The 25,119-nt window shown below is 68.0% G+C and carries 23 protein-coding genes; 11 read left to right on the forward strand and 12 right to left on the reverse strand.

The features are described 5' to 3' along the window. Positions 1 to 27 precede the first annotated feature (27 nt). Positions 28 to 777, reverse strand: a complete 750-nt coding sequence (locus L978_RS06605; protein ID WP_047521644.1) for an SDR family NAD(P)-dependent oxidoreductase — start codon at positions 775 to 777, stop codon at positions 28 to 30. After that, positions 774 to 1,634, reverse strand: a complete 861-nt coding sequence (locus L978_RS06610; protein WP_047521598.1) for a fumarylacetoacetate hydrolase family protein — start codon at positions 1,632 to 1,634, stop codon at positions 774 to 776. Before L978_RS06610 ends, L978_RS06605 begins: the two co-directional genes overlap by 4 nt. A 124-nt stretch (positions 1,635 to 1,758) precedes the next feature. Between L978_RS06610 and L978_RS06615 the strand changes: the two genes are divergently transcribed. Together L978_RS06615 and L978_RS06620 are read left to right on the forward strand one after the other, a co-directional pair. Next, positions 1,759 to 3,054: an L-fuconate dehydratase gene (locus tag L978_RS06615; protein ID WP_047521600.1), complete on the forward strand. Its 1,296-nt coding sequence runs from the start codon at positions 1,759 to 1,761 to the stop codon at positions 3,052 to 3,054. Continuing rightward, positions 3,041 to 4,027, forward strand: coding sequence for an aldo/keto reductase (locus tag L978_RS06620; protein ID WP_047521646.1), 987 nt, complete (start codon positions 3,041 to 3,043; stop codon positions 4,025 to 4,027). Before L978_RS06615 ends, L978_RS06620 begins: the two co-directional genes overlap by 14 nt. Positions 4,028 to 4,144: 117 nt before the next feature. Here L978_RS06620 and L978_RS06625 read toward each other — a convergent pair whose 3' ends face one another. After that, positions 4,145 to 5,146 carry a LacI family DNA-binding transcriptional regulator gene (locus L978_RS06625; RefSeq protein WP_047521602.1) on the reverse strand — a complete coding sequence of 334 codons (1,002 nt, stop codon included), beginning with the start codon at positions 5,144 to 5,146 and terminating at the stop codon, positions 4,145 to 4,147. Between the two features lie 195 nt (positions 5,147 to 5,341). On the opposite strand from L978_RS06625, the gene L978_RS06630 reads away from it, so the two are divergent. The 4 genes from L978_RS06630 to L978_RS06645 all read left to right on the forward strand — a co-directional run bounded on the left by L978_RS06630 (position 5,342) and on the right by L978_RS06645 (position 9,985). Next, entirely contained in the window at positions 5,342 to 6,211 is an 870-nt protein-coding gene (locus L978_RS06630; RefSeq protein WP_047521604.1) for a sugar phosphate isomerase/epimerase family protein, read from the forward strand. A gap of 189 nt (positions 6,212 to 6,400) precedes the next feature. Next, positions 6,401 to 7,903: a sugar ABC transporter ATP-binding protein gene (locus L978_RS06635; protein ID WP_047521606.1), complete on the forward strand. Its 1,503-nt coding sequence runs from the start codon at positions 6,401 to 6,403 to the stop codon at positions 7,901 to 7,903. After that, a complete protein-coding gene (locus tag L978_RS06640) occupies positions 7,903 to 8,937 on the forward strand; it encodes an ABC transporter permease (RefSeq protein ID WP_197055623.1) in 1,035 nt (344 codons plus the stop codon). The genes L978_RS06635 and L978_RS06640 overlap by 1 nt, the downstream gene beginning before the upstream one ends. Positions 8,938 to 8,983: 46 nt before the next feature. Continuing rightward, entirely contained in the window at positions 8,984 to 9,985 is a 1,002-nt protein-coding gene (locus L978_RS06645) for an ABC transporter substrate-binding protein (RefSeq protein WP_047521608.1), read from the forward strand. Between the two features lie 202 nt (positions 9,986 to 10,187). Here L978_RS06645 and L978_RS06650 read toward each other — a convergent pair whose 3' ends face one another. The 5 genes from L978_RS06650 to L978_RS06670 are packed head-to-tail and all read right to left on the reverse strand — an operon-like array spanning position 10,188 to position 15,167. After that, complete coding sequence (locus L978_RS06650) at positions 10,188 to 11,159, reverse strand: phosphotriesterase family protein (protein ID WP_047521610.1); 972 nt, start codon at positions 11,157 to 11,159, stop codon at positions 10,188 to 10,190. Beyond that, entirely contained in the window at positions 11,159 to 12,124 is a 966-nt protein-coding gene (locus L978_RS06655; protein ID WP_047521612.1) for a shikimate dehydrogenase, read from the reverse strand. The genes L978_RS06650 and L978_RS06655 overlap by 1 nt, the downstream gene beginning before the upstream one ends. Further along, a complete protein-coding gene (locus L978_RS06660) occupies positions 12,121 to 13,116 on the reverse strand; it encodes a phosphoglycerate dehydrogenase (RefSeq protein ID WP_047521614.1) in 996 nt (331 codons plus the stop codon). Before L978_RS06660 ends, L978_RS06655 begins: the two co-directional genes overlap by 4 nt. Continuing rightward, complete coding sequence (xylB, locus tag L978_RS06665; protein ID WP_047521616.1) at positions 13,092 to 14,582, reverse strand: xylulokinase; 1,491 nt, start codon at positions 14,580 to 14,582, stop codon at positions 13,092 to 13,094. The genes L978_RS06660 and xylB overlap by 25 nt, the downstream gene beginning before the upstream one ends. Before the next feature lie 9 nt (positions 14,583 to 14,591). Then, a complete protein-coding gene (locus tag L978_RS06670; RefSeq protein WP_047521618.1) occupies positions 14,592 to 15,167 on the reverse strand; it encodes a glucose-6-phosphate isomerase family protein in 576 nt (191 codons plus the stop codon). 186 nt (positions 15,168 to 15,353) lie between these two features. Between L978_RS06670 and L978_RS06675 the strand changes: the two genes are divergently transcribed. The 5 genes from L978_RS06675 (at position 15,354) to L978_RS06695 (ending at position 20,755) form a co-directional block, all read left to right on the forward strand. Next, positions 15,354 to 16,310, forward strand: a complete 957-nt coding sequence (locus L978_RS06675; protein WP_047521619.1) for an EamA family transporter — start codon at positions 15,354 to 15,356, stop codon at positions 16,308 to 16,310. Between the two features lie 81 nt (positions 16,311 to 16,391). Beyond that, complete coding sequence (locus tag L978_RS06680) at positions 16,392 to 17,078, forward strand: GntR family transcriptional regulator (protein ID WP_047521621.1); 687 nt, start codon at positions 16,392 to 16,394, stop codon at positions 17,076 to 17,078. After that, positions 17,075 to 18,601, forward strand: a complete 1,527-nt coding sequence (locus L978_RS06685) for an MmgE/PrpD family protein (RefSeq protein ID WP_047521623.1) — start codon at positions 17,075 to 17,077, stop codon at positions 18,599 to 18,601. Before L978_RS06680 ends, L978_RS06685 begins: the two co-directional genes overlap by 4 nt. 115 nt (positions 18,602 to 18,716) lie before the next feature. Continuing rightward, complete coding sequence (gene prpB / locus L978_RS06690; RefSeq protein WP_047521625.1) at positions 18,717 to 19,619, forward strand: methylisocitrate lyase; 903 nt, start codon at positions 18,717 to 18,719, stop codon at positions 19,617 to 19,619. Positions 19,620 to 19,621: 2 nt separating this feature from the next. After that, a complete protein-coding gene (locus L978_RS06695; RefSeq protein ID WP_047521627.1) occupies positions 19,622 to 20,755 on the forward strand; it encodes a bifunctional 2-methylcitrate synthase/citrate synthase in 1,134 nt (377 codons plus the stop codon). Here L978_RS06695 and L978_RS06700 read toward each other — a convergent pair. The 4 genes from L978_RS06700 to L978_RS06715 form a co-directional block, all read right to left on the reverse strand. After that, positions 20,719 to 21,822, reverse strand: coding sequence for a LacI family DNA-binding transcriptional regulator (locus L978_RS06700; protein WP_052193386.1), 1,104 nt, complete (start codon positions 21,820 to 21,822; stop codon positions 20,719 to 20,721). The genes L978_RS06695 and L978_RS06700 overlap by 37 nt on opposite strands. Before the next feature lie 114 nt (positions 21,823 to 21,936). Continuing rightward, positions 21,937 to 23,277 carry an ABC transporter substrate-binding protein gene (locus L978_RS06705; RefSeq protein WP_231555015.1) on the reverse strand — a complete coding sequence of 447 codons (1,341 nt, stop codon included), beginning with the start codon at positions 23,275 to 23,277 and terminating at the stop codon, positions 21,937 to 21,939. Positions 23,278 to 23,321: 44 nt separating this feature from the next. Then, positions 23,322 to 24,203: a carbohydrate ABC transporter permease gene (locus tag L978_RS06710; protein ID WP_081996944.1), complete on the reverse strand. Its 882-nt coding sequence runs from the start codon at positions 24,201 to 24,203 to the stop codon at positions 23,322 to 23,324. After that, positions 24,200 to 25,099, reverse strand: coding sequence for a carbohydrate ABC transporter permease (locus tag L978_RS06715; RefSeq protein WP_047521631.1), 900 nt, complete (start codon positions 25,097 to 25,099; stop codon positions 24,200 to 24,202). The genes L978_RS06710 and L978_RS06715 overlap by 4 nt, the downstream gene beginning before the upstream one ends. Positions 25,100 to 25,119: the final 20 nt, after the last annotated feature.

The following is a 25,119-nucleotide window of genomic DNA, read 5'->3' on the forward strand; positions in this document are numbered from 1 at the left end:
CGAGGGGGGGGGAGGGAACGAGGGGGGCTACTCCGCGCGGAGGCGCAGCTGGGCCATGCCGCCGTCGACCTCGATGAAGGTGCCGGTGGTCGAACCCGCGGCGGGGCTCACGAGGTATGCGACGGCCGCGGCGACCTCTTCGGGGCTCACCAGACGTCCGTGGGGTTGGCGGGCTTCCAGTGCCGCGCGCTCGGCCGCGGGGTCGACCGCCGAATCGAGCAGGCGTCCGACCCACGGGGTGTCGGCGGTGCCCGGGTTGACCGCGTTCACACGGATGCCCTCGCGCAGGTGGTCGGCGGCCATCGCGCGGGTGAGGGCGGAGACGGCACCCTTCGAGGCGCTGTACAGGGCGCGCTGCGGCAGTCCGGTGGTCGAGGCGATGGATGCCGTGTTGCACACCGAGGCCGACGGGGACTTCCGCAGCCAGGGGAGTGCCGCCGCGGTGACGCGGGCGATGCCGGTGACGTTGACCGAGAGCACGCGGGCCCACTCGTCGTCGTCGTTCGCGGCGATGTCGCCCTGCGCGCCGATCCCGGCGTTGTTGACGACGATGTCGATGCGTCCGAGCTCTTCGGCGACGGCGGCCACCGCCGCGTCGACACTCGCTCGATCCGAGACATCGGCCGTGAAGGCGGCGAAGGCGGGGTCAGCCGCCGCGGTGTCCCGGTCGAGGACCGCGATGGTCGCGCCGTCGGCGTGCAGGCGCTGCGCGATCGCCGCGCCGATGCCGGATGCTCCACCGGTGACGATCGCCACCAGTCCGTTCAGTGCACTCATCTCCGGGCCTCCCATGCCACGAACTCCTGCCGTTGGCGGCCGAGGCCGTCGATCTCGATCTCGACCACGTCGCCCGCGGCGAGGTAGGGGTACTTCCCCGAGAGGGCCACGCCCTGCGGGGTGCCGGTGAGGATGAGGTCGCCGGGCTCGAGTGTCACGTACTGCGACAGGTGGTGCACGATGTGCTCGACCGTGAAGATCATGTCGCTCGTGTTCGAGTCCTGCCGCGGCTCGCCGTTCACGAAGCTGCGCAGGCCGAGCGCCTGATGGTCGACCTCGTCGGGGGTGACCAGCCAGGGGCCGGTGGGGTTGAAGCCCGCCGCGATCTTGCCCTTGGACCACTGTCCTCCGGAGACGGTCATCTGGAAGTCGCGCTCGGACACGTCGTTCGCTGCGACGAAGCCGGCGACGTGCGCCATGGACTCCTCGGGGCTGTCGAGGTAGGCGGCGCGGGTGCCGATCACGATGCCGAGCTCGACCTCCCAGTCGGTCTTGACGCTGCCGCGGGGGATCGTGACCGTGTCGTTCGGGCCGACGACGGTGTTCGGGGTCTTGAGGAAGAGGATAGGGATGGTGGGCGGCTCCGACCCCGACTCGGCCGCGTGGGCGGCGTAGTTCATGCCGATGCAGATCACGGCGCTCGGACGGGCGATCGGGGCGCCGATGCGCATCGACGCGGCGTCCGCGAGTTCGGGGAGCTCACCGGCATCGCGAGCGGCCGCGACGCGGGAGGCGAAGTCGCTCTCGAGGAACGCTCCATCCACATCGGATGTTACGGGGCGGAGGTCGAGGTATCGGTCACCCTCCACCAGGACGGGGATCTCAGTGCCAGGGGTGCCGAGCCGCGCGAACTTCATGTTTCTCCTGATCGGTCGGGAAGCCGCGACAACGCGGCTGGTCTCGTTGACAGTATAGACATCGGATGTTTACACTCCAAGAGATCCGCGCGGAAGAAATCAGCCGTGCATGGAGAGGAATCCCGTGAGCCGTATCGTCGCCCTCGACACCACCGACATCCGCTTCCCCACGTCCCTGAGCCTGGACGGGTCGGATGCGATGAACCCCGACCCGGACTACTCGGCGGCGTACGTCATCGTGCGCACCGATGCCGATGATGACATCGACGGGCATGCCTTCGTCTTCACGATCGGCCGTGGCAACGACGTGCAGGTCGCGGCGATCGATGCGCTTGCCGGGCACCTCGTCGGGCGCGAGATCGAGCCGCTGCTCGATGACATGGGCGGCACCTTCCGCGAGATCATCGGCGACTCGCAGCTGCGCTGGCTCGGGCCCGAGAAGGGCGTCATGCACATGGCGATCGGCGCGGTCATCAACGCGCTGTGGGACATCAAGGCCAAGCGCGCCGGGCTTCCGCTCTGGCAGCTGCTCGCCCGCATGACGCCGGAGGAACTCGTCGATCTCGTCGACTTCCGCTACCTCACCAACGCGCTCACCCGCGAGGACGCCCTCGAGATCCTGCGCGCCGCCGAACCCGGTCGCGCCGAGCGGGAGCAGCAGCTCCTCGCCAGCGGGTACCCGGGCTACACCACGAGCCCCGGATGGCTCGGATACTCCGACGAGAAGCTCGAACGCCTCGCCCGCGAGGCCATGGCCGACGGCTTCACCCAGATCAAGCTCAAGGTCGGCGCCGACCTCGACGACGACATCCGCCGCTTCCGCAAGGCGCGCGAAGTGTGCGGGCCCGACTTCCCCATCGCGATCGACGCCAACCAGCGCTGGGAGGTGTCGGAAGCCATCGAATGGGTGAACGCGCTCGCCGAGTTCCACCCCGCCTGGATCGAGGAGCCCACCAGCCCCGACGACGTGCTCGGTCACGCCGAGATCGCCCGGCGCATCGCACCCATCCGGGTCGCCACCGGCGAGCACGCCCAGAACCGCGTGATCTTCAAGCAGCTCCTGCAGGCCGAGGCCATCTCGGTCATGCAGATCGACGCCGTGCGCGTGGCAGGGGTGAACGAGAACATCGCGAACCTCCTGCTCGCGGCGAAGTTCGGCGTGCCGGTCTGTCCCCACGCCGGCGGAGTCGGCCTGTGCGAAGCCGTGCAGCACCTGTCGATGTTCGACTTCGTCGCGGTCACCGGAACCCGCGAGGGCCGCATGATCGAGTTCGTCGACCACCTGCACGAGCACTTCGTCGTGCCCACCGACATCCGCGGCGGCTCGTACATGGCGCCGACCGCGCCGGGAACGGGCATGGAGATGAAGGCCGACAGCATCGCGACCTACTCTTGGACGGGTGCGCATGTCGGTGCCTGATCCTCTGGCGAGGCCCGACCGCCTGCCCGTTCCCGCCCTCGGGTATGGGGCCGCGAACGTGGGCAACCTGTTCCGACCGCTCAGCGACGACGAGGCCTGGGCCGTGCTCGATGCGGCGTGGGAGAGCGGCATCCGCTTCTACGACACCGCGCCGCACTACGGTCTGGGGCTTTCCGAGCGCCGGCTCGGAGCCTTCCTGCAGACCAAGCCGCGGGACGAGTTCGTGCTCTCGACGAAGGCGGGGCGTCTGCTGCGACCGAACCCCGACCACGCCGGTGGCCTCGACACCGCGAATGACTTCCACGTGCCCGACGAGCTGCAGCGGGTGTGGGACTTCTCGGAGGCGGGGATCCGTGCGAGCGTCGACGAATCCCGTGAGCGTCTCGGCATCGAGCGCGTCGACCTGCTGTACCTGCACGACCCCGAGCGGCACGACCTCGACCTCGCACTCGCGGAAGCCCTCCCCGCGATGGAGCAGCTGCGGGCCGACGGCGAGGTCTCCGCGATCGGCATCGGCTCGATGGTGTCGGATGCTCTTGCCGCAGCCGTGCGTGCCGCCGACCTCGACCTGATCATGGTGGCCGGCCGGTACACGCTGCTCGAACAGCCCGCTGCGGTCGACGTGCTGCCCGCGTGCCGGGAGACCTCGACCGGGATCGTCGCGGCCTCCGTGTTCAACTCCGGGCTGCTCGCGTCGAACGAGCCGCGCCGCGACGGGCGTTACGAGTACGGGCAGCTTCCGGACGAGCTGTGGGATCGGTTGGTCCGCATCGCCGCCGTGTGCGCCGACCACGGGGTGCCGCTGCCCGCCGCGGCGATCCAGTTCCCGCTGCAGTCCGACGTCGTGCGCTCGGTCGTGGTGGGCGGCAGCCGCCCGGCGCAGCTGCGACAGAACGCGGAGTACGCCGCACTCGACATCCCGACGGCGCTGTGGGCGAGCCTCGCGGAGGAGGGGCTCATCCCCACGGTCTGACCCGACGCCTGTGTCGCGTTCATAACTCAGGATCGTCGGCGCGGAAGCAGCCGAGTATCGAGGATGAGACGGGAAAGCTCGTCGTCTTCCTGAGTTGTGAACGACGCAGGGCCGTGCTCACCGTCCGACCGTGGACTCTCGCACGATGAGTTCAGCGGGGAAGGGTGTGGTCGCGGGCGGCGGTGCCGTGGGGTCGGCGAGCTGCTGCAGGAGAGCGGCTCCGGCGGCGCGGCCGATCTCGTAGCCGGGCTGCCGCACGCTCGTGAGTGGCACGACTCCCTGGTGTGCCTGGGCGACGTCGTCGAAGCCGATGAGGGCGATCTCCTCCGGGACCCGGATGCCATGACGCAGCAGCTGCGTGAGCACCCCGAGTGCCACCATGTCGTTCGCAGCGAACACCGCGTCCGGGCGCTCGGTGACCGGCATCGCGATGATCTGCTCACCCGCACGCAGTCCGTCCTCGATCGCCAGGTGCGACACGTCGATGATCGACAGGTTCGCGTCGGACCCCGAGACGGCCTCACGCAGCCCGGCAAGGCGGTCGTTCGACTGACTCACCGCTGGATTGCCGAGGAAGAGGAGGCGTCGTCGGCCGAGGTCCAGGAGGTGTTCGCCCGCGAGGCGCCCACCGCCGCGGTCGTCGAACAGCACGGATGCGACCTTCGATGATTCCCGGATCGGACCCACCACGACCGAGCGGATACCGCGGTCGGCCAGTCCCTCCAGGCGCGGCACCACGTCGCCGAGCGGATAGATGACGATGCCCTGCACCCGGTGCGCCTCGAACATGTCGAGGTTGCGCCGTTCCTGCGCATCGTCGCGGTCGCTGTTGCTGAAGAACAGCGACCATCCCCCCTCGCGCGCCACGTCTTCGACCCCGCGCGAGAGGTCGTGGAAATAGGGCAGCCAGGCGTCGAGCAGGATCAGCGCGAGGGCCTTGCTCGACCCGGCGCGCAGCTGTCGTGCGGACTCGTTGGGCACATAGCCGAGCTGTTCGATCGCCGCCCGCACCCGTTCCCGACTCGCGGATCCGAGCACATGCGGGTGGTTGAGGTAGTTCGAGACGGTGGAGGAGGAGACTCCGGCGAGGGCGGCGACGTCCTTGACGCTCGCGGGCATGGAACTCCTTCGTCGGACCGCGTCGATCGGGAACGGCGACCGCGTCGGTCGCCTCAGGATAGCGGAGGACTTGCAACGTGCCAAGAAAGTTCTTGACAGCGTCTGGCGGGCGACGTAGCGTGACACGCACACCGGAATTGGCACGTGCCAATTCCGGGACGGCGACGGTGCCGCACACCCGCTGTGAGAGGTCTCATGAACATCGGATGCCACGGGCTCGTCTGGACGGGGAACTTCGATGCCGAGGGCATCCGTCTGGCGGTGCGCAAGACCAAGGGCGCGGGTTTCGACCTCATCGAGTTCCCGTTGATGGATCCGTTCTCGTTCGACGTCGCCGTCGCGAAGGACGCGCTGGAGGAGTACGACCTCGCCGTCAGCGCCTCCCTCGGACTCTCCGAGGCCACCGATGTCACCAGCTCCGACCCTGCGATCGTCGCGGCCGGCGAAGCCTTGCTGATCAAGGCCGTGGATGTGCTCGCGGACCTCGGGGGCCAGCACTTCTGCGGGGTGATCTACAGTGCCATGAAGAAGTACATGGAGCCGGTGACCGCTGCGGGGCTCGCGCGCAGCCGCGCCGCGATCGCCCGCGTCGCCGACCACGCCGCCGAGCGCGGCGTCTCGGTCTCGCTCGAGGTCGTGAACCGCTACGAGACCAACGTGCTGAACACGGCGCGACAGGCTCTGGGGTACGTCGCCGAGGTCGATCGGCCGAACCTCGGAATCCACCTCGACACGTACCACATGAACATCGAGGAGTCGGATATGTTCGCGCCGGTCCTCGACGCGGCTCCCGCCCTGCGCTACGTGCACATCGGAGAGAGTCACCGCGGGTACCTCGGCACCGGCACGGTCGACTTCGACACGTTCTTCAAGGCGCTCGGCCGCATCGGCTACGACGGTCCGATCGTCTTCGAGTCGTTCTCCTCGGCGGTCGTCGCTCCCGACCTCAGCCGCATGCTCGGCATCTGGCGGAACCTCTGGAGCGACAACGACGAACTCGGCACCCACGCCAACGCGTACATCCGCGACAAGCTCGTGGCGGTCGACTCGATCCGCCTTCACTGAGCCGGAATCCACCGGCGAGACGATCGGAAGATCAAGATGTCATTACAGGTCTTCCGCATCTGCCCGTCATTAGATACATTTAGATACAACTTGCGCTGCCCGTAGCGTAGGACGCAGAATTGATCCGATGTTTGCGACGGAATGATCCGTCGACGTCGAAGCAGAACCTTCAAGGAAGCAGGTGAGCGCATGAGTGGACCCATCCTCCGGGTCGAGGGGATCAGCAAAGGATTCCCCGGCGTGCAGGCGCTGAAAGACGTGCACCTCGAGGTGCACGCCGGAGAGGTGCTCGTGCTCGTGGGTGAGAACGGTGCCGGCAAGTCGACCCTGATGAAGATCCTCTCCGGGATCTACACCAAGGACGAGGGCACGATCACGTTCGAGGGCCGGGAGGTCGAGCTCACGAGCCCCCTCCAGGCGCAGGAGCTCGGCATCACGATCATCCATCAGGAGCTCAACCTGATGCCCGATCTGACCGTGGCGCAGAACATCTACGTGGGGCGGGAACCCACCACGGGTCCGTTCCTGTCGGAGCGCAAGCTGAACGCGCAGACCGCCGAGCTGCTGCAGCGCCTCGACATCCACCTGAACCCGCGTCAGCTCGTCGGCGAGCTCACGGTGGCCGAGCAGCAGATGGTCGAGATCGCCAAGGCGCTGTCCTTCAACGCCAAGGTGCTCATCATGGACGAGCCGACCTCGGCCCTCACCGACACCGAGGTCGAGACGCTCTTCGTGCTGATCGAGCAGCTCAAGGCGCGCGGCACCGGGATCGTCTACATCTCGCACCGCATGGACGAACTGCGCCGCCTGGCTGATCGGGTGACCGTCCTGCGTGACGGCACATACATCGGATCACTCGATAAGTCCGAGATCACCATCCCGACGATCATCGAGATGATGGTCGGCCGCGTGATCGACGAGGGAACCCGTCCCCAGGCCCGTGAGCACGCGAACGACCCCGTGGTCCTCGAGGTGCAGGGGCTGTCGACCAAGAGCCTTCTGAAAGACGTCTCGTTCCGGTTGCACCAGGGCGAGATCCTCGGCTTCGCCGGACTCATGGGGGCGGGGCGCACCGAGACCGCTCGAGCCGTGATCGGCGCCGACCACCGCGACAGCGGCACGATCACCATCGACGGTCGCCCGGCGCGGATCTCCCAACCGGCGGACGCGGTGCACCACGGCCTCGGGTACCTGTCCGAGGACCGGAAGCTCCTCGGTCTCATGCTCGAGCAGGATGTGACGTTCAACACCGTGCTCGCCTCGCTCGGCTCCTATGCCAACGCGATCGGCTGGATGGGCGACAGCAAGGCGAAGAACCGCACCAAGGAATACGTGCAGCAGCTGCGCGTGAAGACGCCCTCGGTCAACCAGGTCGTCAAGCTCCTCTCCGGAGGGAACCAGCAGAAGGTCGTCATCGCCCGCTGGCTGATGCGCGACTGCGACATCCTCATCTTCGACGAGCCGACCCGAGGGATCGACGTCGGCGCGAAAGAGGAGATCTACCGCCTCATGCAGCAGCTCGCTGACGCAGGCAAGTCCATCATCGTCATCTCATCCGAGCTCCCGGAGATCCTCCGTGTGGCGAACCGCATCGCGGTCTTCGCCAACGGTCGCATCACCGGGACGCTCCGCAACGAGGAAGCAAGCCAGGAGAAGATCATGCAACTCGCAGCCCACGGGGAGGAAGACTGATGAGCGCTCCGCAGCAGCCCGGATCGTCGACGACGACGATCATCCAGACCGCCGTGAACGAGGACACCGACAAGAGGGATGTCGTCGGGTTCATCAAGCGGCAGTTCCAGCAGTCGCTGGCCTTCGGCACCTTGATCGTGCTGGTCATCTTCTTCTCGATCGCCAGCCCCAACTTCTTCACCTTCAGCAACATCGCCACCGTGCTGCTGTCGACCGCGGTGATCGGCATCCTCGCCCTCGGGACGACCTTCGTCATCATCACCGGCGGCATCGACCTGTCGATCGGCACCGGCATGGCGCTGTGCGCCGTGATGACCGGCGTCATCATCACGAACATGGGCCTTCCCGTCTGGGTCGGAGTGATCGGCGGCGTCGGCACAGGCGTGCTGATGGGACTCGTCAACGGCGTGAACATCACGTTCCTGCGACTGCCCCCGTTCATCGCCACGCTCGCGATGATGATGATCGCGGGTGGTCTCGCCCTCGTGATCTCGAACGTCGCACCGATCTACTTCTCGACCTCGGCACCGGACTTCAAGAAGATCGCCCTCGGCGTGATCATCCCCGGCATCCCGAACGCGGTGCTCATCACCGCCGCGCTGGCGATCGTCGCCTGGCTCGTGCTCTCGAAGACCCTGCTCGGTCGCTACACCTTCGCGATCGGCTCGAACGAGGAGGCCACCCGGCTGTCGGGTGTCAACACGCGTCGCTGGACCATCCTCATCTACATGTTCGCGGGTGCGTTCACCGGCGTCGCCGGCATCGTCATCGCCTCGCGCCTCGACTCTGCCCAGCCGCAGATCGGCATGGGGTACGAGCTGCAGGCGATCGCCGCGGTCATCATCGGCGGCACCTCGCTGCTGGGCGGACGCGGATCCATCCTCGGCACCGTGATCGGCGCCCTGATCATGAGCGTGCTCGTGAACGGACTGCGCATCATGTCGATCCAGACCGAGTGGCAGAACATCGTCGTCGGTGTGGTCGTGCTGCTCGCGGTCTTCCTCGACTCGCTCCGCAACCGGCAGCGCACCTGACCTCAATCCCTGCACCACCCACCCACCCACGAACAATGGAGTTTTCATGAAATTCGGGAAGAAGACCGCATTCGCAGCGCTGGTCGCCGCATCCGCCCTGGTGTTCGCCGGCTGTGCCGGCGGCGGCGACGTGATCGAGGAGGGCTCCGGCGGAGACGGCGGCAGCGGCGACGGCGAGATGTACATCGCCATGGTCTCGAAGGGCTTCCAGCACCAGTTCTGGCAGGCCGTCAAGAAGGGCGCCGAGGAGAAGGCCGACGAGCTCGGCGTGAAGATCACGTTCGAGGGCCCCGCGGCCGAGACCGAGATCGCGCAGCAGCTCGAGATGTTGACCGCCGCGATCGACAAGAACCCGGACGCCATCGCCTACGCCGCCCTCGACCCCGAGGCGTGCGTCGCCCCGCTCGAGCAGGCCAAGTCGAAGGACATCCCGGTCGTCTACTTCGACGCCCCCTGCAACGGCGACGTGGGCCTGAGCCTGTCCGCCACCGACAGCAAGGTCGCCGGTGCGCTCGCTGCCGAGCACATGGCCGAGCTGATCGGCGGCGAAGGACAGGTCGCGATCGTCGGCCACTCGCAGATCAACTCGACCGGTGTCGAGCGTCGCGACGGCTTCGTCGACAAGATCGAGGCGGACTACCCCGACATCGAGATCGTCGACATCCAGTACGGTGACGGCGACCACCTCAAGTCGGCCGACATCGCCAAGACCCTGATCGCGGCCCACCCCGACCTCAAGGGCATCTACGGCACCAACGAGGGCTCCGCCATCGGTGTGGTGAACGCCGTGAACGAGCTCGGCCTCGAGAAGGGCAAGATCACCATCGTCGGCTTCGACTCCGGTGCGGCCCAGATCAACGCCATCAAGGACGGCACCATGGCCGGCGCGATCACGCAGGACCCGATCGGCATCGGCGCGCAGGTCGTGCAGGCCGCGTACGACGCCGCCAACGGTGAGTCGGTCGAGAAGTTCTACGACACGGGTTCGTACTGGTACGACAGCACGAACATCGACGACCCGAAGATCGCGGCCGTCCTCTACGAGTGACACCGCATCCATGAAGAAGCCCCTCGCCTTCGGGCGGGGGGCTTTTTCGTGTCGGGACGGCGTGTCCGCGGAGATGTGTCGGGACGGCACGGCGTGTCCGGAGCGGGTGGGGACGGATGTCGGGAGGTTTCTCGGGTGCAGGAGCGGATGCCGGCGATTCTTCCGACATGCGTGCAGTCTCCCGACAGGTGAGCAGGGGGAGTCAGACGGAGAGGGCCAGGAGCTGTGCCGGTGTGGTCACGAGCATCCGGTGCACGGCGTCCTCGCCCACAGCCTCGCGGAGGCGGGGGAGGTAACGGTCGCCGAGGTAGGCGAGCCCGGGCATGCCGCCGTACGCGATGTACCGTGTGCGCCGGGCGACATCGCCGCCGAGCACGATCCGGTCGCCGGCGCCGCGCTCGACCACGGCGACGGTCAGGGCGAGCAGCTCGGCATCGGAGCGGGTGCGCGGACGCGCGAAGCCGTCGTAGCCGAGGTGGGCTCCGCGTTGGGCGAGGGACACGTGCAGCCCGGGGTCGGGGTCGCGGTCGGCGTGCGCGAGCACGACCCGGTGGGCGGGCACCCCCTCGGCGGAGAGCAGGTCGAGCACCTCATGGGCCGCCGTGCCGAACTCCAGATGCACCATGACGGGAGCCCCTGTCGCGCGGTGCGCTGCGGCCACGGCGATCAGCGTCGTGCGCTCGAACGGACTGATACGCCAGTAGTCGGCGCCCCCCTTGAGCAGCCCTGCGCGCACGGGAGCGCCGCCCGGTGTGCGCGCGAGGGAGATGTCGGGCGTCTCGAAGATCTCGCTGTCGTCCACGGGCATGCCGCGTGTGAGGTCGGCGAGGAAGAGAGCGGCCAGGCGGTCGGAGGTCCAGACCTGCATCGGATGGTCCGCGCCGTAGTGGGCTTCACGGTGACGGCCGGTCGTCGCGACGATGTGCAGTCCGGTCGTCGCGCTGATCCGTGCCAAAGCCTCCGGGTCCCGGGCGAGTCCGAACGGTGTGGCATCCACCATCGTGTCGAACCCGCTCGCCCGCAGCAGTGCCGCTTCTTTGCCCGACGCGGTCTCATCGTCGAGCTCATCGCCCGGCAGCAGCGGCGACACCTGGAACAGGTGCTCGTGGTAGTTCACTCGTCCGAGCGCCGTCGGCGTGATGTCGCCGAGCACCGTGCGGACGACGACGGACATCAGCGCACCGACTCCGCGGCCTCGGCGAGTCGCTCGACGACCTCGGGGGTCAGGTCGAGCTCGAACACGTCGGCCACCACCTGCGACCAGCCGTGGATGAAGTAGCGCCAGCCGTCGACGACGTGGAGCCCGCGCGCGGCCGCCTGCGCCTGCGCCTGATGAAGGAACTCGAGCGAGCCGCGGTAGTTGAACTCCCACGCGTACCCGCCTTCGGGGAACACCGCCGTGTCGCTCAGGGGCGAGCCCGGGCGGTCCTTGCCGAGCCCGGTGGCGTTGGCGATGACGGATCCCGGGGGTGCGGCGGCCACCAGGGCATCGGCCTCTGCAGGGGAGGCGGTCACCACGTACTCGATCAGTCCCTCGCGCGTGCCGTGCTGGCGGTGCACCTCGCGCAGGTGGTCGAGCTTGTCCTGTGTGCGGGCCGTCACCGTGATCTTCGAGGGGGCATCCTCACGCTCGGCCAGCGCCCAGCTCAGCGCGGTGCCCGAACCGCCGGCACCCAGGATCACGACCGCCGCCCCCGTGCGCGTGAAGTGATCGGCCGGGAGGAAGTCGTTCAGCGCGAGGTCGACCGTGATCGGGTCCTTGGCCCGTCCGGACAGGACCCGTCCGCGCTTCGAGATGCTGGAGATCTCGGAGCAGGACATCGCGAACGGATCCAGCTCATCGAACAGGTCGGAGGCCGCGGCGTACACGTTCATCTTGTGCGTGGTCACGAGGGCTCCACGGTGGTGCGGGTCATCGCGGATCTGCTCGACCATCGCGCGGTACTGTGCCGGCTCGGCGTCCATCGGCAGATCGTGGCCGAGCAGGGTGCGCGTCGGGAGACCCAGGATGTCGGCCCACAGCGGGAACACCTTCATGATCGACGACGACGCCGTGGTCACCCCGACGAAACCCATGTAGTCGGCGGATGCGGCAGTGGAGGCCCCGTCGGCGTGGACGGTGTCGGCGGTGGTGGTCATCGGTTCTCCTCGGCGAGCGGGACGGGGACGGGATGGGCGGGATCGCTGCCGGCGAGGATCGCGATCACGTCGGCCAGCGAGAGAGCGCCCATGTTGTCGACGGCCTGGGTGGTCTGCGCGCCGAGGTGCGGGGTGACGATCACGCGGTCGGCGAGGTCCGGGGCGAGCAGAGGGCTGTGGTGCGCGGCCGTGTCACCGTCGAGGGTGTCGGCCGCGTAGCCGGCGAGAGTTCCGTCGCGGAGCGCCTGCGCGACGGCTGCCTCGTCGATCAGGTCACCGCGGGCGGTGTTGATCAGCACGGTTCCCGGCCGCATGCCGGTGAGACGGTCAGCGTCGACGAGCTGTTGCCCGCCCGGAGCGTGCAACGTGATGACGTCGGCGGTGCGGAACAGGTCGTCGAGCGAGACGGGTTCTGCACCCCGGGCCCGCACGACGTCGTCGGGAAGGAACGGATCGGCGGCCAGCGCGCGCGGCCCGAAGCCACTCAGCCGCGCTGCCACACCCTGGCCGATGCGCCCGAAGCCGACGATGCCGACCGTGGCGGCGCCGAGCTCACGTCCGCGCCGCACGCCCCAATCGCCCGTGCGTACGCGGCGGTCCCCGTCCGGGATGAACCGCAGCGCGGCGAGCATGAGCCCGACCGCGTGGTCGGCGACCGCGTCGGCGTTGGCGCCGGGGGTGTTGGTCACCGGGATGCCGCGATCGCGCGCCGCGCCCAGATCGACCGACTCGGTGCCGACGCCGTACCGGGCGACCACCTTGAGCTTCGGAGCCGCGGCGAAATGTGCGTCCGTGACCGCCCCGGTGCCCGCGATCCAGGCATCAGCGCCGTGCAGGAGTGATCGCAAGTCCTCGAGGTCATGATGCGCCGGACCGCGGAGGATGCGATGCCCCGCCTGGGCGGCGCGTTCCACCAGGTCGAGGTCGCCGTCCGAGAAGGAGCGGCTGGTGACGAGGATCACGCCCATCAGCGCGGCCGTCCGGCGAACCACGGCGCCAGGGCCGTGTAGGCGTCGGCGAAGCGGGCGTGCCGCTCGGCGTAGACGGCATGGCGCCCGGCATCCGGGGTGAACTCGGCGGTGACCTCGCTCAGGGCGCGGGCGGCCGAGAAGTCCGTGAGTCCGAGCCCGACTGCGGCGGTGACCGCTGCTCCGAGACTGTTCGCCTCCTCCACGATCGTCCGGCGGCGCACCGGCACGCCCCACACATCCGCCAGCACCGAGAGGTACACGTCGCTCTGGGCTCCGCCGCCGACCGCGTCGATGCGGTCGATCACGGCCCCGGACTCACGGAAGGCCTGGATGCAGCTGAGCAGGTTGAACGCCGTACCCTCCAGCACCGCCCGCACGAGGTGGGCTCTGCCGTGGTGGCGGGCGAGGCCGACGAAGGCGCCGCGGGCGTCCGGGTCCCACATCGGGGAGCGCTCGCCGAGGAGGTAGGGGAGGAAGTAGAGGTCGTCGGTGTCGATGTCGGCGGACGCTTCGGCCGTCAGCCGTCCGGTCTCGGGGTGCGCGGGGTCGGGGGAGAGAGCCTCCGAGATCCATTGCACCGAGGCACCGCCGGCCTGCATGGTGGCGGTCGGCACGAACGAGCCGGGGACCACGTTGTCGAACGTGAAAGTGCGCATCGCGGGGTCGTGCAGCGGGGCATCGGCCGCGAACGAGATCCACGACGAGGTGCCCAGGCACACGTACGCGCCGTCCTCGGGAGCGACGACGCCGGAGCCGACGGCGGCCATCGGACCATCGCCGCCCCCCATCACCACACGGACGCTCGCGGGGAGCCCGAGGGTGTCCGCGGCTGCGTCCGTCAGCGTGCCGGCGATCCGGGTCGAGTCGAGGATCTCGGGGAACAGAGCCGGGTCGAGTCGTGCGGCGCGCACGACCTCGTCCGACCAGGTTCCGGCGGCCTGGTCGTAGGCGTTGGTGCCGGAGGCGTCGGAGCGGTCGGTGGCCAGGTGCCCGGTCAGGCGCAGGACGATGAAGTCCTTCGCGACGCACACCCGGCGCACGCGCGCCCACACGTCGGGCTCGTTGTCGCGCACCCACATGATCTTCTCGACCGAATAAGTGGGGTTGAGGCGATGGCCCAGGATGCCATAGGCGTGTTCGGCGCCGATCGCGGCCTCGAGCTCGCGCTGCTGGGCGCCCGACCTGGTGTCGGCCCAGATGATCGCCGGGCGTGCGGGTTCGCCGTCGGCGTCGAGCAGCACAGCCCCCATCATCTGGCCGCTCACCACGAGTCCGGCGATGTCGGTCGCGGCCGTTCCAGTGCGGGCGATCAGGTCGCGCGTCGCCCCGACGACCGCGTTCCACCAGTCGGAGGGGTTCTGCTCGGCGATACCGCCCGCGGCGAAGTGCGCGGGGTAGGGGACGGTGACCGAGGCGACGAGACGGCCGTCGTCGTGGTGCAGCGACGCCTTGTTGCCAGTGGTGCCCAGATCGTGCGCGATGATCATGGCCGGAGCCTATTCCGCGTAGGGGCGCAGGTCGACGCCGGAGGCTGCGCGATAGGCGCGTGCGCCCATGCCGTGCTCCAGCACCCAGCCGTAGTCGTGCCCCGCTCCTCCCGGGTAGACCGCGAGGAAGGCGTAGGGCTCGTCGCCGGTGTTGACCGAGCGATGCGCCCAGCCCGGCGGGATGTAGCCGATCGTTCCGGGGAGCATGTCCAGCCACTCGGTGCGCTCGCCGTCGAACATGAGCAGACCGCCGCGGCCCTTCAACGCCAGGTAGATCTCGCCCTGATGGTTCGGGTGCTGGTGACCCTTGGTCATCCAGAGCTCACCGGACGTGTCGCCGGGCATGATCGTCGTGATCGACTGCGGCAGCTCGCGGTCGACCTCGGGAACGGGGGAGCTCACCACCGTGTAGACCACGGGGTTGTCGCCGGCGGATGTGTCGGCCCAGGCCTCGGCGTCGAGGAAAAGCCCCTCGAGGTCGGACATCCGCCGGGTGAGGGTCGGCCCTTCGGGCGAGAGCGTCAGCTTCTCGGCGTCGAACGCGATCGCCATCGGAGAGATCGGCGGGGTGTGGAACTCGGGCATCGGTGCTCCTCGTACGGGCGCTGCGTCGTTGCGCAACCTGTAATGACAGGTTCACTGTACCTGTTATGACAGGTCGCGTCCAGAGTCCCTCTTCTTTCGAATCGCGTGAATGGTCGGATTCGGGGCGGAGAAGCGACGGTTCACGCGATTCGAAACCCGGGGCTGTCGCGAGTAGCGTCAACGACCATGGGGACGGATACGGCGGTCGCACCCGCGCGCGACGTCCGCCTCGGGCTGCCGCTTGCGATCGCCGCGGCCTTCGCATTCGGTATGTCGGGAGCCTGGGCGCGCGGGCTCATCGATGCGGGGTGGACGCCCGGGGCCGCGGTCACCGCTCGCATCTGGGTGGCCGCCCTCGTGCTGCTCCTCCCCACGATCCTCTCCCTGCGTGGGCGGTGGGGGCTGCTGCGGCGCAATGCGGGGATGATCCTTGCCTACGGTCTGCTCGCGGTCGCGGCGACGCAACTCTTCTATTTCCAGGCCGTCGCGGTCATGGATGTCGGGATCGCCCTACTCATCGAGTACACCGCTCCGGTCGCGGTGCTGCTGTGGCTCTGGCTGCGCAGGGGGGAGCGCCCGACGCGTCGGAGCATCATCGGCGCGGCCATCGCCTTCGTCGGGCTCGTGCTGATGCTCGACATCCTCACCGGCGCCGACGTGAACGTGGCCGGGATTCTCTGGGCGCTCGGGGCGATGGTGGGGGCGGCGACGTACTTCGTGCTGTCCGCCAAGGCGGACACGGGGCTGCCGCCGATCGCGCTCGCCGGCAGCGGTCTGCTGCTCGGCGCGCTCGGGCTCACCGCCGCCGGGGCCATCGGCGTGCTGCCGATCCGGTGGACCACCGACGACATCGCATACCGGTTCGGCAGTGTGCCGTGGTTCGTCCCGGTGCTGGCGATGGGTGTCGTCGCGACGGCCCTCGCGTACCTGCTCGGGATCGCGTCGACGCGGATGCTGGGGCCGCGGCTCGCGTCCTTCGTCGCGCTCGCCGAGGTCGTGGCGGCTCTTCTGTTCGGCTGGCTGCTCCTCGGGCAGCTCCCCGATCTGCTGCAGGCGCTGGGTGGGGTGCTCGTGCTCGCCGGCGTCGTCGTGGTCAAGTTGGGGGAGCCGGTCGCCCGGGAGTTCGTCGAACCAGTGCCGTAGCCCTCGCGGGGAATGTATACCGGAAACGAGTCCAGCGAGATCATCGGCCCGCCAGAACCGCTTTATGTATACACTGAGGGCATGACCCTTCCCGTGGAGCGCACCTCGGCCGGTGACCGTGCGTATGCGGCGCTGCTCGATGACATCCAGTCCGGTGCGCTCGCGGCAGGTTTCGTGCTCGGGGAGGTCGAGCAGGCGGAGCGCCTGGGCGTGAGTCGCACGCCCATGCGCGAAGCGCTGCGCAGGCTCGCCGCCGACGGCCTCGTCGTCCAGCAGTCACCGCGGGTGACGGTCGTCGCCGATCTCGACGCCGACGACATCCGCTCGCTCTTCGAGATCCGCCGTGCGCTCGAGGAGAGCTCGGCACGCCTCGCCGCCACCCGGGGCGATGCCTCCCTGTTCGCCGCGCTCGCCGACGAGTTCGCCCACGTCGACCTCGACGCCGTCGCCGGCCGCGACGCCTACTATGCGCTGATCGCCCGCTTCGACGCCGCCCTCGACGCCGCTGTGGCGAACGACTACATCGCGTCGGCGCTGCGCACGGTGCGCACCCACCTCGTGCGGGTTCGTCGGATGGCGCGGGACAACCCCGCCCGGCTCGCCGCCTCCGCGGGGGAGCACCGCACCATCGCCGCGGCGCTCGCCGCCCGCGACGGCGACCTCGCGGCCCACGCGACGCACGTGCACCTGCACAACGCGCTCACCGGCATCCTCGACTCCCTCCCCGAAGACGTCTCGTCTCCTCCCACGACCGAAGGACTCTCATGACCGTCACCCACCACGTCCGTGTGCACCGCAGCGACGAGAACCTCGCCCGTGAGGATCAGCTCGCCTGGAGGATCGCCGAGGTCGCCGCCGACCCGGTCGAGGTCGAGCAGGATGTCGTCGACATGATCATCAACCGCATCATCGACAACGCCTCCGTCGCCGCGGCCTCCCTGACCCGCGCGCCGATCAACGCGGCCAGGGCGCAGGCGTTCAGCCATCCCGTCTCGACGGGCGGCGTCGGTGCGAACCTCTTCGGGGCCGCCCTCGACCACCGCACCAGCCCCGAGTGGGCCGCCTGGGCGAACGGCGTGGCCGTGCGCGAGCTGGACTACCACGACACGTTCCTCGCGGCGGAGTACTCGCACCCCGGCGACAACATCCCGCCGATCCTCGCGGTCGCCCAGCACACCGGCAAGGACGGCCGTGCCCTGGTGCGCGGCATCGCCACCGGGTATGAGATCCAGATGGATCTGGTGCGCGCGATCTGCCTGCACAAGCACAAGATCGACCACGTCGCCCACCTCGGCCCGTCGGCCGCCGCCGGCATCGGAACCCTGCTCGGCCTCGACGTCGAGACCATCTATCAGGCCGTCGGGCAGGGACTGCACACCACGACCGCCACTCGCCAGAGCCGCAAGGGGGAGATCTCGACCTGGAAGGCGCACGCTCCGGCCTTCGCCGGCAAGATGGCCGTCGAAGCGGTCGACCGGGCGATGCGGGGGCAGACCAGCCCCGCCCCGATCTACGAAGGTGAAGACGGTGTGATCGCGTGGATGCTCGACGGCAAGGATGCCGCGTACGACGTGCCGCTGCCCGCCGCGGGTGAGCCCAAGCGCGCGATCCTCGACTCGTACACGAAGGAGCATTCGGCCGAGTATCAGGCGCAGGCGCTCATCGACCTCGCCCGCAAGCTCGGGATCGAGAACCCGGCGCTGCGTGACCCCGCCAACATCGATCAGATCGTCATCCACACGAGCCATCACACCCACAACGTGATCGGCTCCGGCGCCAACGACCCGCAGAAGTACGACCCGACCGCCTCGCGCGAGACGCTCGACCACTCGGTGCCCTACATCTTCGCGGTCGCGCTGCAGGACGGTGGATGGCACCACGTCGACTCCTACGCCCCCGAGCGCGCGGGCCGTGCCGACACGGTCGCGCTGTGGCACAAGATCACCACCGCCGAGGACGCCGAGTGGACGCGCCGCTATCACTCCGAGGACCCGGATGAGAAGGCGTTCGGCGGTCGCGTCGAGATCCGCCTCACCGACGGGTCGACCGTGGTGGACGAGATCGCCGTGGCGGACGCCCACCCCCTCGGAGCGCGTCCGTTCGCCCGGGAGAACTACATCGCCAAGTTCCGTCTGCTGGCGGAGCCCGTGCTCGAGCCCGCCGAGATCGAACGGTTCCTGGACCTCGTCCAGCGTCTGCCCGAGCTGACTGCAGCGGAGGTCGGCGAGCTGTCGATCGTCGCGAAGCCGGGAGTGCTCGAGAACGCCGGCGCCCCGAAGGGGCTGTTCTGATGTCCACGCCGTTCACAACTCAGGAGAATGGGGGGCGAATGGCATGCACGCCCGCCCGCTCGGCCCGTTCACGCACATCCTTCCTGAGTTGCGAACACCTCACCGAGGAGAGCTGATGCTGTACTCGACCGTCACCCCGTCGGAGAAGCGGCGCCTGTTCCGCGAGCGGCTCGCGAGCGGGGAGCTGCTCCGCTTCCCCGGTGCGTTCAACCCGCTGAGCGCACGCCTGATCGAGCAGAAGGGCTTCGACGGCGTCTACATCTCCGGCGCCGTGCTCTCGGCCGACCTGGGCCTCCCCGACATCGGCCTCACCACACTCACCGAGGTCGCCGGGCGGGCGAAGCAGATCGCCCGCATGACCGACCTCCCCGCGATCGTCGATGCCGACACCGGCTTCGGCGAACCGATGAACGTCGCCCGCACGATCCAGGAGCTCGAGGATGCGGGCCTCGCGGGCACGCACATCGAGGACCAGATCAACCCGAAGCGCTGTGGTCACCTCGACGGAAAATCCGTGGTCGACGAGGACACGGCGATCAAGCGCATCCGTGCCGCCGCCGACGCCCGTCGCGACGAGAACTTCCTCCTCATGGCGCGCACCGACATCCGGGCGGTGGACGGGCTGGACGCGGCGATCGACCGCGCCAAGGCGCTGGTGGATGCGGGCGCCGACGCGGTGTTCCCCGAGGCGATGCGCACGCTCGCGGAGTTCGAGGCGATGGCCGAGGCACTCGATGTGCCGATCCTCGCGAACATGACCGAGTTCGGCAAGAGCGAGCTGTTCTCCGTGGATCAGCTGCGCGACGCCGGGGTCAACCTCGTCATCTGGCCGGTGTCGCTGCTGCGGATCTCGATGGGGGCCGCGGGCCGTGCGCTCGATACGCTGAACGAAGAGGGGCACCTGACCTCGAAGCTCGGCGAGATGCAGCACCGCGCCGACCTCTACGACCTGATCGACTACGAGTCGTACAACCATTTCGACTCCGGTGTCTTCAACTTCACCATCACGAAGGAGTGACCATGACCGAGCCGGACATCAAGAAGGGCCTCGCGGGGGTCGTCGTCGACACGACCGCGATCTCGAAGGTCAATCCCGAGACGAACAGTCTGCTGTACCGCGGCTATCCGGTGCAGGAGCTCGCGGACACGCAGCCGTTCGAAGCGGTCGCCTACCTGCTCTGGAACGGCGAACTGCCGACGCCCGAGGAGCTGGCGGCGTTCCGCGTGGAGGAGCGCAGACACCGCGCGCTCGCCGACAACGTCAAGGCCGCGATCGACCTGGTCCCGCTCGACGCGCACCCGATGGACGAGGTGCGCACCGCGGTGAGCCTGATCGGTGCGTCCGACCCGGGCGCCGGCGGCTCGGTGCTCGACGCCGGGGGCAGCCCCGAGCAGAACCTCGAGCGCAGCATCCGCCTCTTCGCCGCGCTCCCGGCGATCGTCGCCTACGGGCAGCGTCGTCGTCGTGGCCAGGAGCTCATCGCCCCCCGCGACGACCTCGACTACTCCGCGAACTTCCTCTGGATGACGTTCGGCGAGGAAGCGGACGACGTCGTCGTGGATGCGTTCAACCGCTCGATGATCCTGTACGCAGAGCACTCCTTCAACGCCTCGACGTTCACCGCACGCGTGATCACCTCGACACTGAGCGACATCTACTCCGCGGTCGTCGGGGCCATCGGCGCGCTCAAGGGCCCGCTGCACGGTGGCGCCAACGAAGCGGTCCTGCACATCTTCGACGACATCGGCACCGCAGACAATGTCGTGCCGTGGCTAGACAAGGCACTCGCCGAGAAGCGCAAGATCATGGGCTTCGGGCATCGGGTCTACAAGAAGGGTGATTCCCGGGTGCCGACCATGAAGGCGGCGCTCGACACCCTCGTGGAGCACTACGATCGCGCCGACGTGGCCGAGCTGTACGACACCCTCGAGTCGGAGTTCGTGGCGCGCAAGGGCATCTATCCGAACCTCGACTATCCGTCGGGCCCTGCCTACAACCTGATCGGTTTCGACACGCTCACCTTCACGCCGCTGTTCGTCGCGGCGCGAGTGACGGGCTGGACCGCGCACGTGATCGAGCAGGCGGGATCGAACGCGCTGATCCGTCCGCTGTCGCACTACGACGGCCCGGACGAGCGCCACGTCGAGGGCTGACCCACGTCCCCGAACTCAGAGGGGGCGGGATCGGGGTGAGCGGTGCGCCCGGGGAAGCCCGTCGACTCGCGTCTGACGATGCGGAACCCCGGCTTCACCGTGCGCGGCGAGCGACGACCCCCCTTCTCCTCGATGCGCTCGATGAGCAGGTCCACGGCTGCCACCGCGATCTGTGTGCGCCCGGCGTCGACACTGGACATGGAGGGGATCGAGAACTTGGCCTCGTCGATGTCGTCGAACCCGATCACCGCGACGTCCTCGGGGACGCGCAACCCCGCCTCGCCCAGCGCGCGGAGGGCCCCCAGACCGAGGGCGTCGTTGAGGGCGAAGACCCCGTCGAACGCCACCCCTTCGCTGATCAGCTCGCGGATCGCCAGGAGACCTCCGCTGCGACTCCAGTGCGCGCTCGTGCGGATGAGCCGTGGGTCGACCTCGAAGCCGGCCTCGAGGAACGCCTCCCGATAGCCGGCGAGTCGCAGCTTCGCCGAGCTGGTGCCAGGCGTCTCGTCCTCTTCTGCGCCGACGAGGGCGATGCGCCGGCGCCCGATATCGAGGAGATGCTCCACCGCAGCTCTGGCCGCGGAGGTGTTGTGCATGGCGACGTGGTCTGTCGGGCCGTCGAAGATGCGCTCACCGAGGAGGACGAGGGGGAAGCCCGTGTCCAGCGCATCGGCATCGGGCTGCCCCAGTGCCACGGGGCTGAACAGCAGTCCGTCGGTGAGACGCAGACGCCCTCCGGTGATCACCTGCAGTTCGCGGGCCCTGTCGCCGCTGGTCTGCTCGACGACGACACCGAGCCCCCGGTCGTCGGCGGCACGGATGACCGCATCCGCCAGCTCGGCGAAGTAGTTCTCGCTCAGAGCGGGAACGGCGAGGCCGATGACACCCGTGCGGCCAGAGCGAAGGCCGCGTGCCGACAGGTTCGGCCGGTAGCCGAGTTCATCGATGGCCGTCTGCACACGTTCGCGGGTCTGCGCGCTCACGTGGGGGTAGTCGTTGATGACGTTCGAGACGGTCTTGATGGAGACTCCGGCGAGGCGCGCGACGTCGTGCATCGTCGGATCCATCGGGCCTCACCAATCGCCGTGTGTCACGCCAGCGCGCTCCCCTCACTCTAACGTCGTGCGCAGAGTGCGGGCGGGAGAGGAATGCTCTCCCGCCCGCACCCGAATAGCCTGCTGCTACTGGCCGAGCTCGTTCTGAAGGTCGGTCTGCGCCTGATCGAGAGCCTCTTCCGCGGGCGTGCCGTTCTCGTAGATCTCGTTGAGCGTGACCGTGCGGAACTGGTTGTCGACCGTGGGAAGGGACGCGTTGGAGAACGACTCGAAGTGACCGATCCCGTCCTTCACCGAGTTCAGCACGTCGAACAGGTTCGTCTGGAAGTACTGGTTGAACTTGTTGTCCGGGTTCTTCGTGACCTTCTCGTCTTCCCAGACCGACATGTTCACGGGATCGAAGCCCAGCTCCTCCCACACCTTCACGTTCGCTTCGAGCGACAGCTTGCTGTAGGCCGCGAACTCGCTGGCGATCTCCTTCTTCGCGCTGCCGGCCATCACGGCGGTGCCGGTGCCGCCGCCGCCGATGGTCAGCACCTCGGAGCCCTCGATCTGCGGAGCGGGAGCGATCGCGATCTTCCCCGCGAGATCCGGCATGTAGTCGACGAAACGCGAGGTGTACCACGCGGGGTAGACTACGGCGGCGTAGTCGCCGTCGTTGATGGCGCCGAAGGCCTCCTCGCTGTCCGGGCTGCCACCGGGGATCGTCGAGATCACTCCCGACTCCTTCATGTCCTGGAACATCTCCATCGTGTCGACGACCTCGGGGCTGTTCACGTCGACGTCCCCCCGCCCGTCCTCGGTGAAGAGCTGACCGCCGTTCTGTGCGATCGCGAGCGGCTCGGTGAAGAAGATGCTCGTGCTGGCGACGCCGAACGCCTTCCCGGTCGCCGCGGAGTACTCGGTGCCGGCGGCGGCGAAGTCGTCCCAGGTCTCGATCGTCGTGTAGTCGATCCCGGCGCTCTCGAGGAGTTCGGTGTTGTAGAAGCTCACGAAGGCGCCGACGTGGGTCGGGAAGCCGTAGATCTTGCCGTTCCTGCTGTAGAGGTCGAGCCGGGCCTGCACGATGTCGTCGGTGTAGGGCGCGGCGACCGCCGTCAGATCCGCCAACGGCGGGTTGTCGCCCTTGACGAAGTTCGCGAACTTGCCCACCTCGATGTCGGCCAGGTCGGGGAGGCCCTCCCCGGAGTTCACGGCGAGCAGGAGCTTGTCGTGCATGTCCTGGTAGGGGTAGACGGTGATGTTCAGGTCGATGGCCTTGTCGGGGTTCTCCTTGTTCCAGCTCTCGGCCATCTGCTCGTAGACCTGGCCGTGGAGCTCGGCGAAGACCCACATGTCCAGTGTGGTGGTGCCGTCGGCGTTCGCGCCGTCGTCCTGCGGGGTGCCGCTCGCGCAGGCGGACAGAGCGCCGACCGTCACTGCTGCCACGGTCGCCGCGGTCAGAATCCTTCGGAATCGCATGGTCATACTCCTGACTGTGTGGGGGATACGGGGGAGAGGATGGTTCGGTGTCAGCCCTTGACCGCACCGGCGGTCATGCCCTGCACGAAGAACCGTTGGAACGCGAGGAAGAGGATGAGGAGGGGGATCAGGGAGAAGAACGACCCGATGATCAGCAGTTCGTAGTTGTTGCCGTACGGCGTGAGCAGCGTGTTCAGGCCGATGGGCAGGATGAACTTGTCCGGCGAGCGCAGAACCAGCAGCGGCCAGAGGAAGTTGTTCCAGATGATCATGCTGTTGAGGATCGCCATCGCCGCGAACGCCGGTTTGGCGATCGGTGCCACCAGACGGAAGAAGATGCCGAACTCCGACACTCCGTCCATGCGACCGGCCTCGAGGATCTCCTTCGGGATGCCGAGGAAGTACTGCCGGAAGAAGAAGATCGTGACCGCTTGGGCGAGGAACGGGAGGACGACGATCCAGTACTGGTCCGTGGCGCGCATGTCGTTCACCTGGACGTACAGCGGCAGCATGAGCATCTCGAACGGGATCGTCATGAGGATGATCACGAGGATGAAGCCGAGGCTCTTGCCGCGGAACTCGTACATCGCGAACCCGTAGGCGACGAACGAGCTCACGAGGAGAGTGCCCGCCAATTGCACGACCGTGAGCACGAGACTGTTCCAGAACCATTGGAAGTACAGGCCGGAATCGGTGAAGAGCATCACGTAGTTGTCGAAGCTCAGTGTCGACCAGTCGGTCGAGAACGAGATCCCGTTGCGGATGACGTCGTTGCCGTCCTGAAAGGTTCCGAAGACGATCGCGAGCACCGGGACGAGCGAGACGAGAGCGATGAGGATCAGGAAGCCGCTCTGTATCAGCCCCGCCGTGCGACGCGACATCCGTGGTCGTGTGCGGGCGGCAGGCGGCGTCGCGGAGGTCTGGTACATCATCGAGCCGACTCCTTCTTCAACGTGCCCGTGGCGATGAGCTGAGTGAGATTGATCGCGAGGACCAGCACGAGGAGCACGACGCCCACGGCGGAGGCGAAGCCGAGGTCATTGTCCTGGATGCCCTTGCGATAGAGGTAGCCGACGATCGTCAGGCCCTGGTTGTTCGGTGAGTTGTTGCCGGCGTAGAGCATGAAGCTCTCGAGGAACATGGCCAGACCGCCGTACACGCTGATCGTGGTGACGTAGACGATGGTGGGCTTCAGCCCCGGCAGGGTGACGTTGAAGAACTGCTGGACCTTGCTCGCACCGTCGATCGACGCCGCCTCGTAGTACTCGGTCGGGATCGCCTGCATGCCGGCGAGGAAGTACATCGTGTTCACGCCGGCCCATCTCCACAGCGCCAGGAGGAGCAGTGCCGTGAGACCGGTGAGGTCTTCGCGCAGCCAGCGGACGGGCCCGAAGCCGAAGAACTCGACGACCTGGTTCATCAGACCCGAGTCGGTCTCGGAGAACATCAGTCGGAAGATGATGCCGGCGACCACGACGGACGTCAGCGCGGGGATGAAGAGCGAGGACTTGAAGAAGTCCTTGATGCGGCTGCTGCCCAGTCGGGAGTTGATGATCGCCGCCAGCACCATCGGGATCGGGACGAGGATGACCAGGGTGAGGAGCATGTAGCGGATGCTGTTGAACATGGCCTTCCAGAACACCTGGTCGCGCCAGAGCCGCTCGTAGTTCTCCGTACCGATGAACGTGGCCTGACCGTAGAGCACCTCCTGGAAGCTCATCGTCACCGATCGGCCGACGGGAACCAGCCAGAACACGAGCACCGTGAGCACGAAGGGCAGGATGAACAGGTAGGGGGCGAGACGCTGGTTGTAGAGCAGCTTCTTCATGCGCCGCGACCCCTTCTCAG

The organism is Microbacterium sp. ZOR0019, from assembly GCF_000800925.1.
Taxonomy (GTDB): Bacteria; Actinomycetota; Actinomycetes; order Actinomycetales; family Microbacteriaceae; genus Microbacterium; species Microbacterium aurugineum.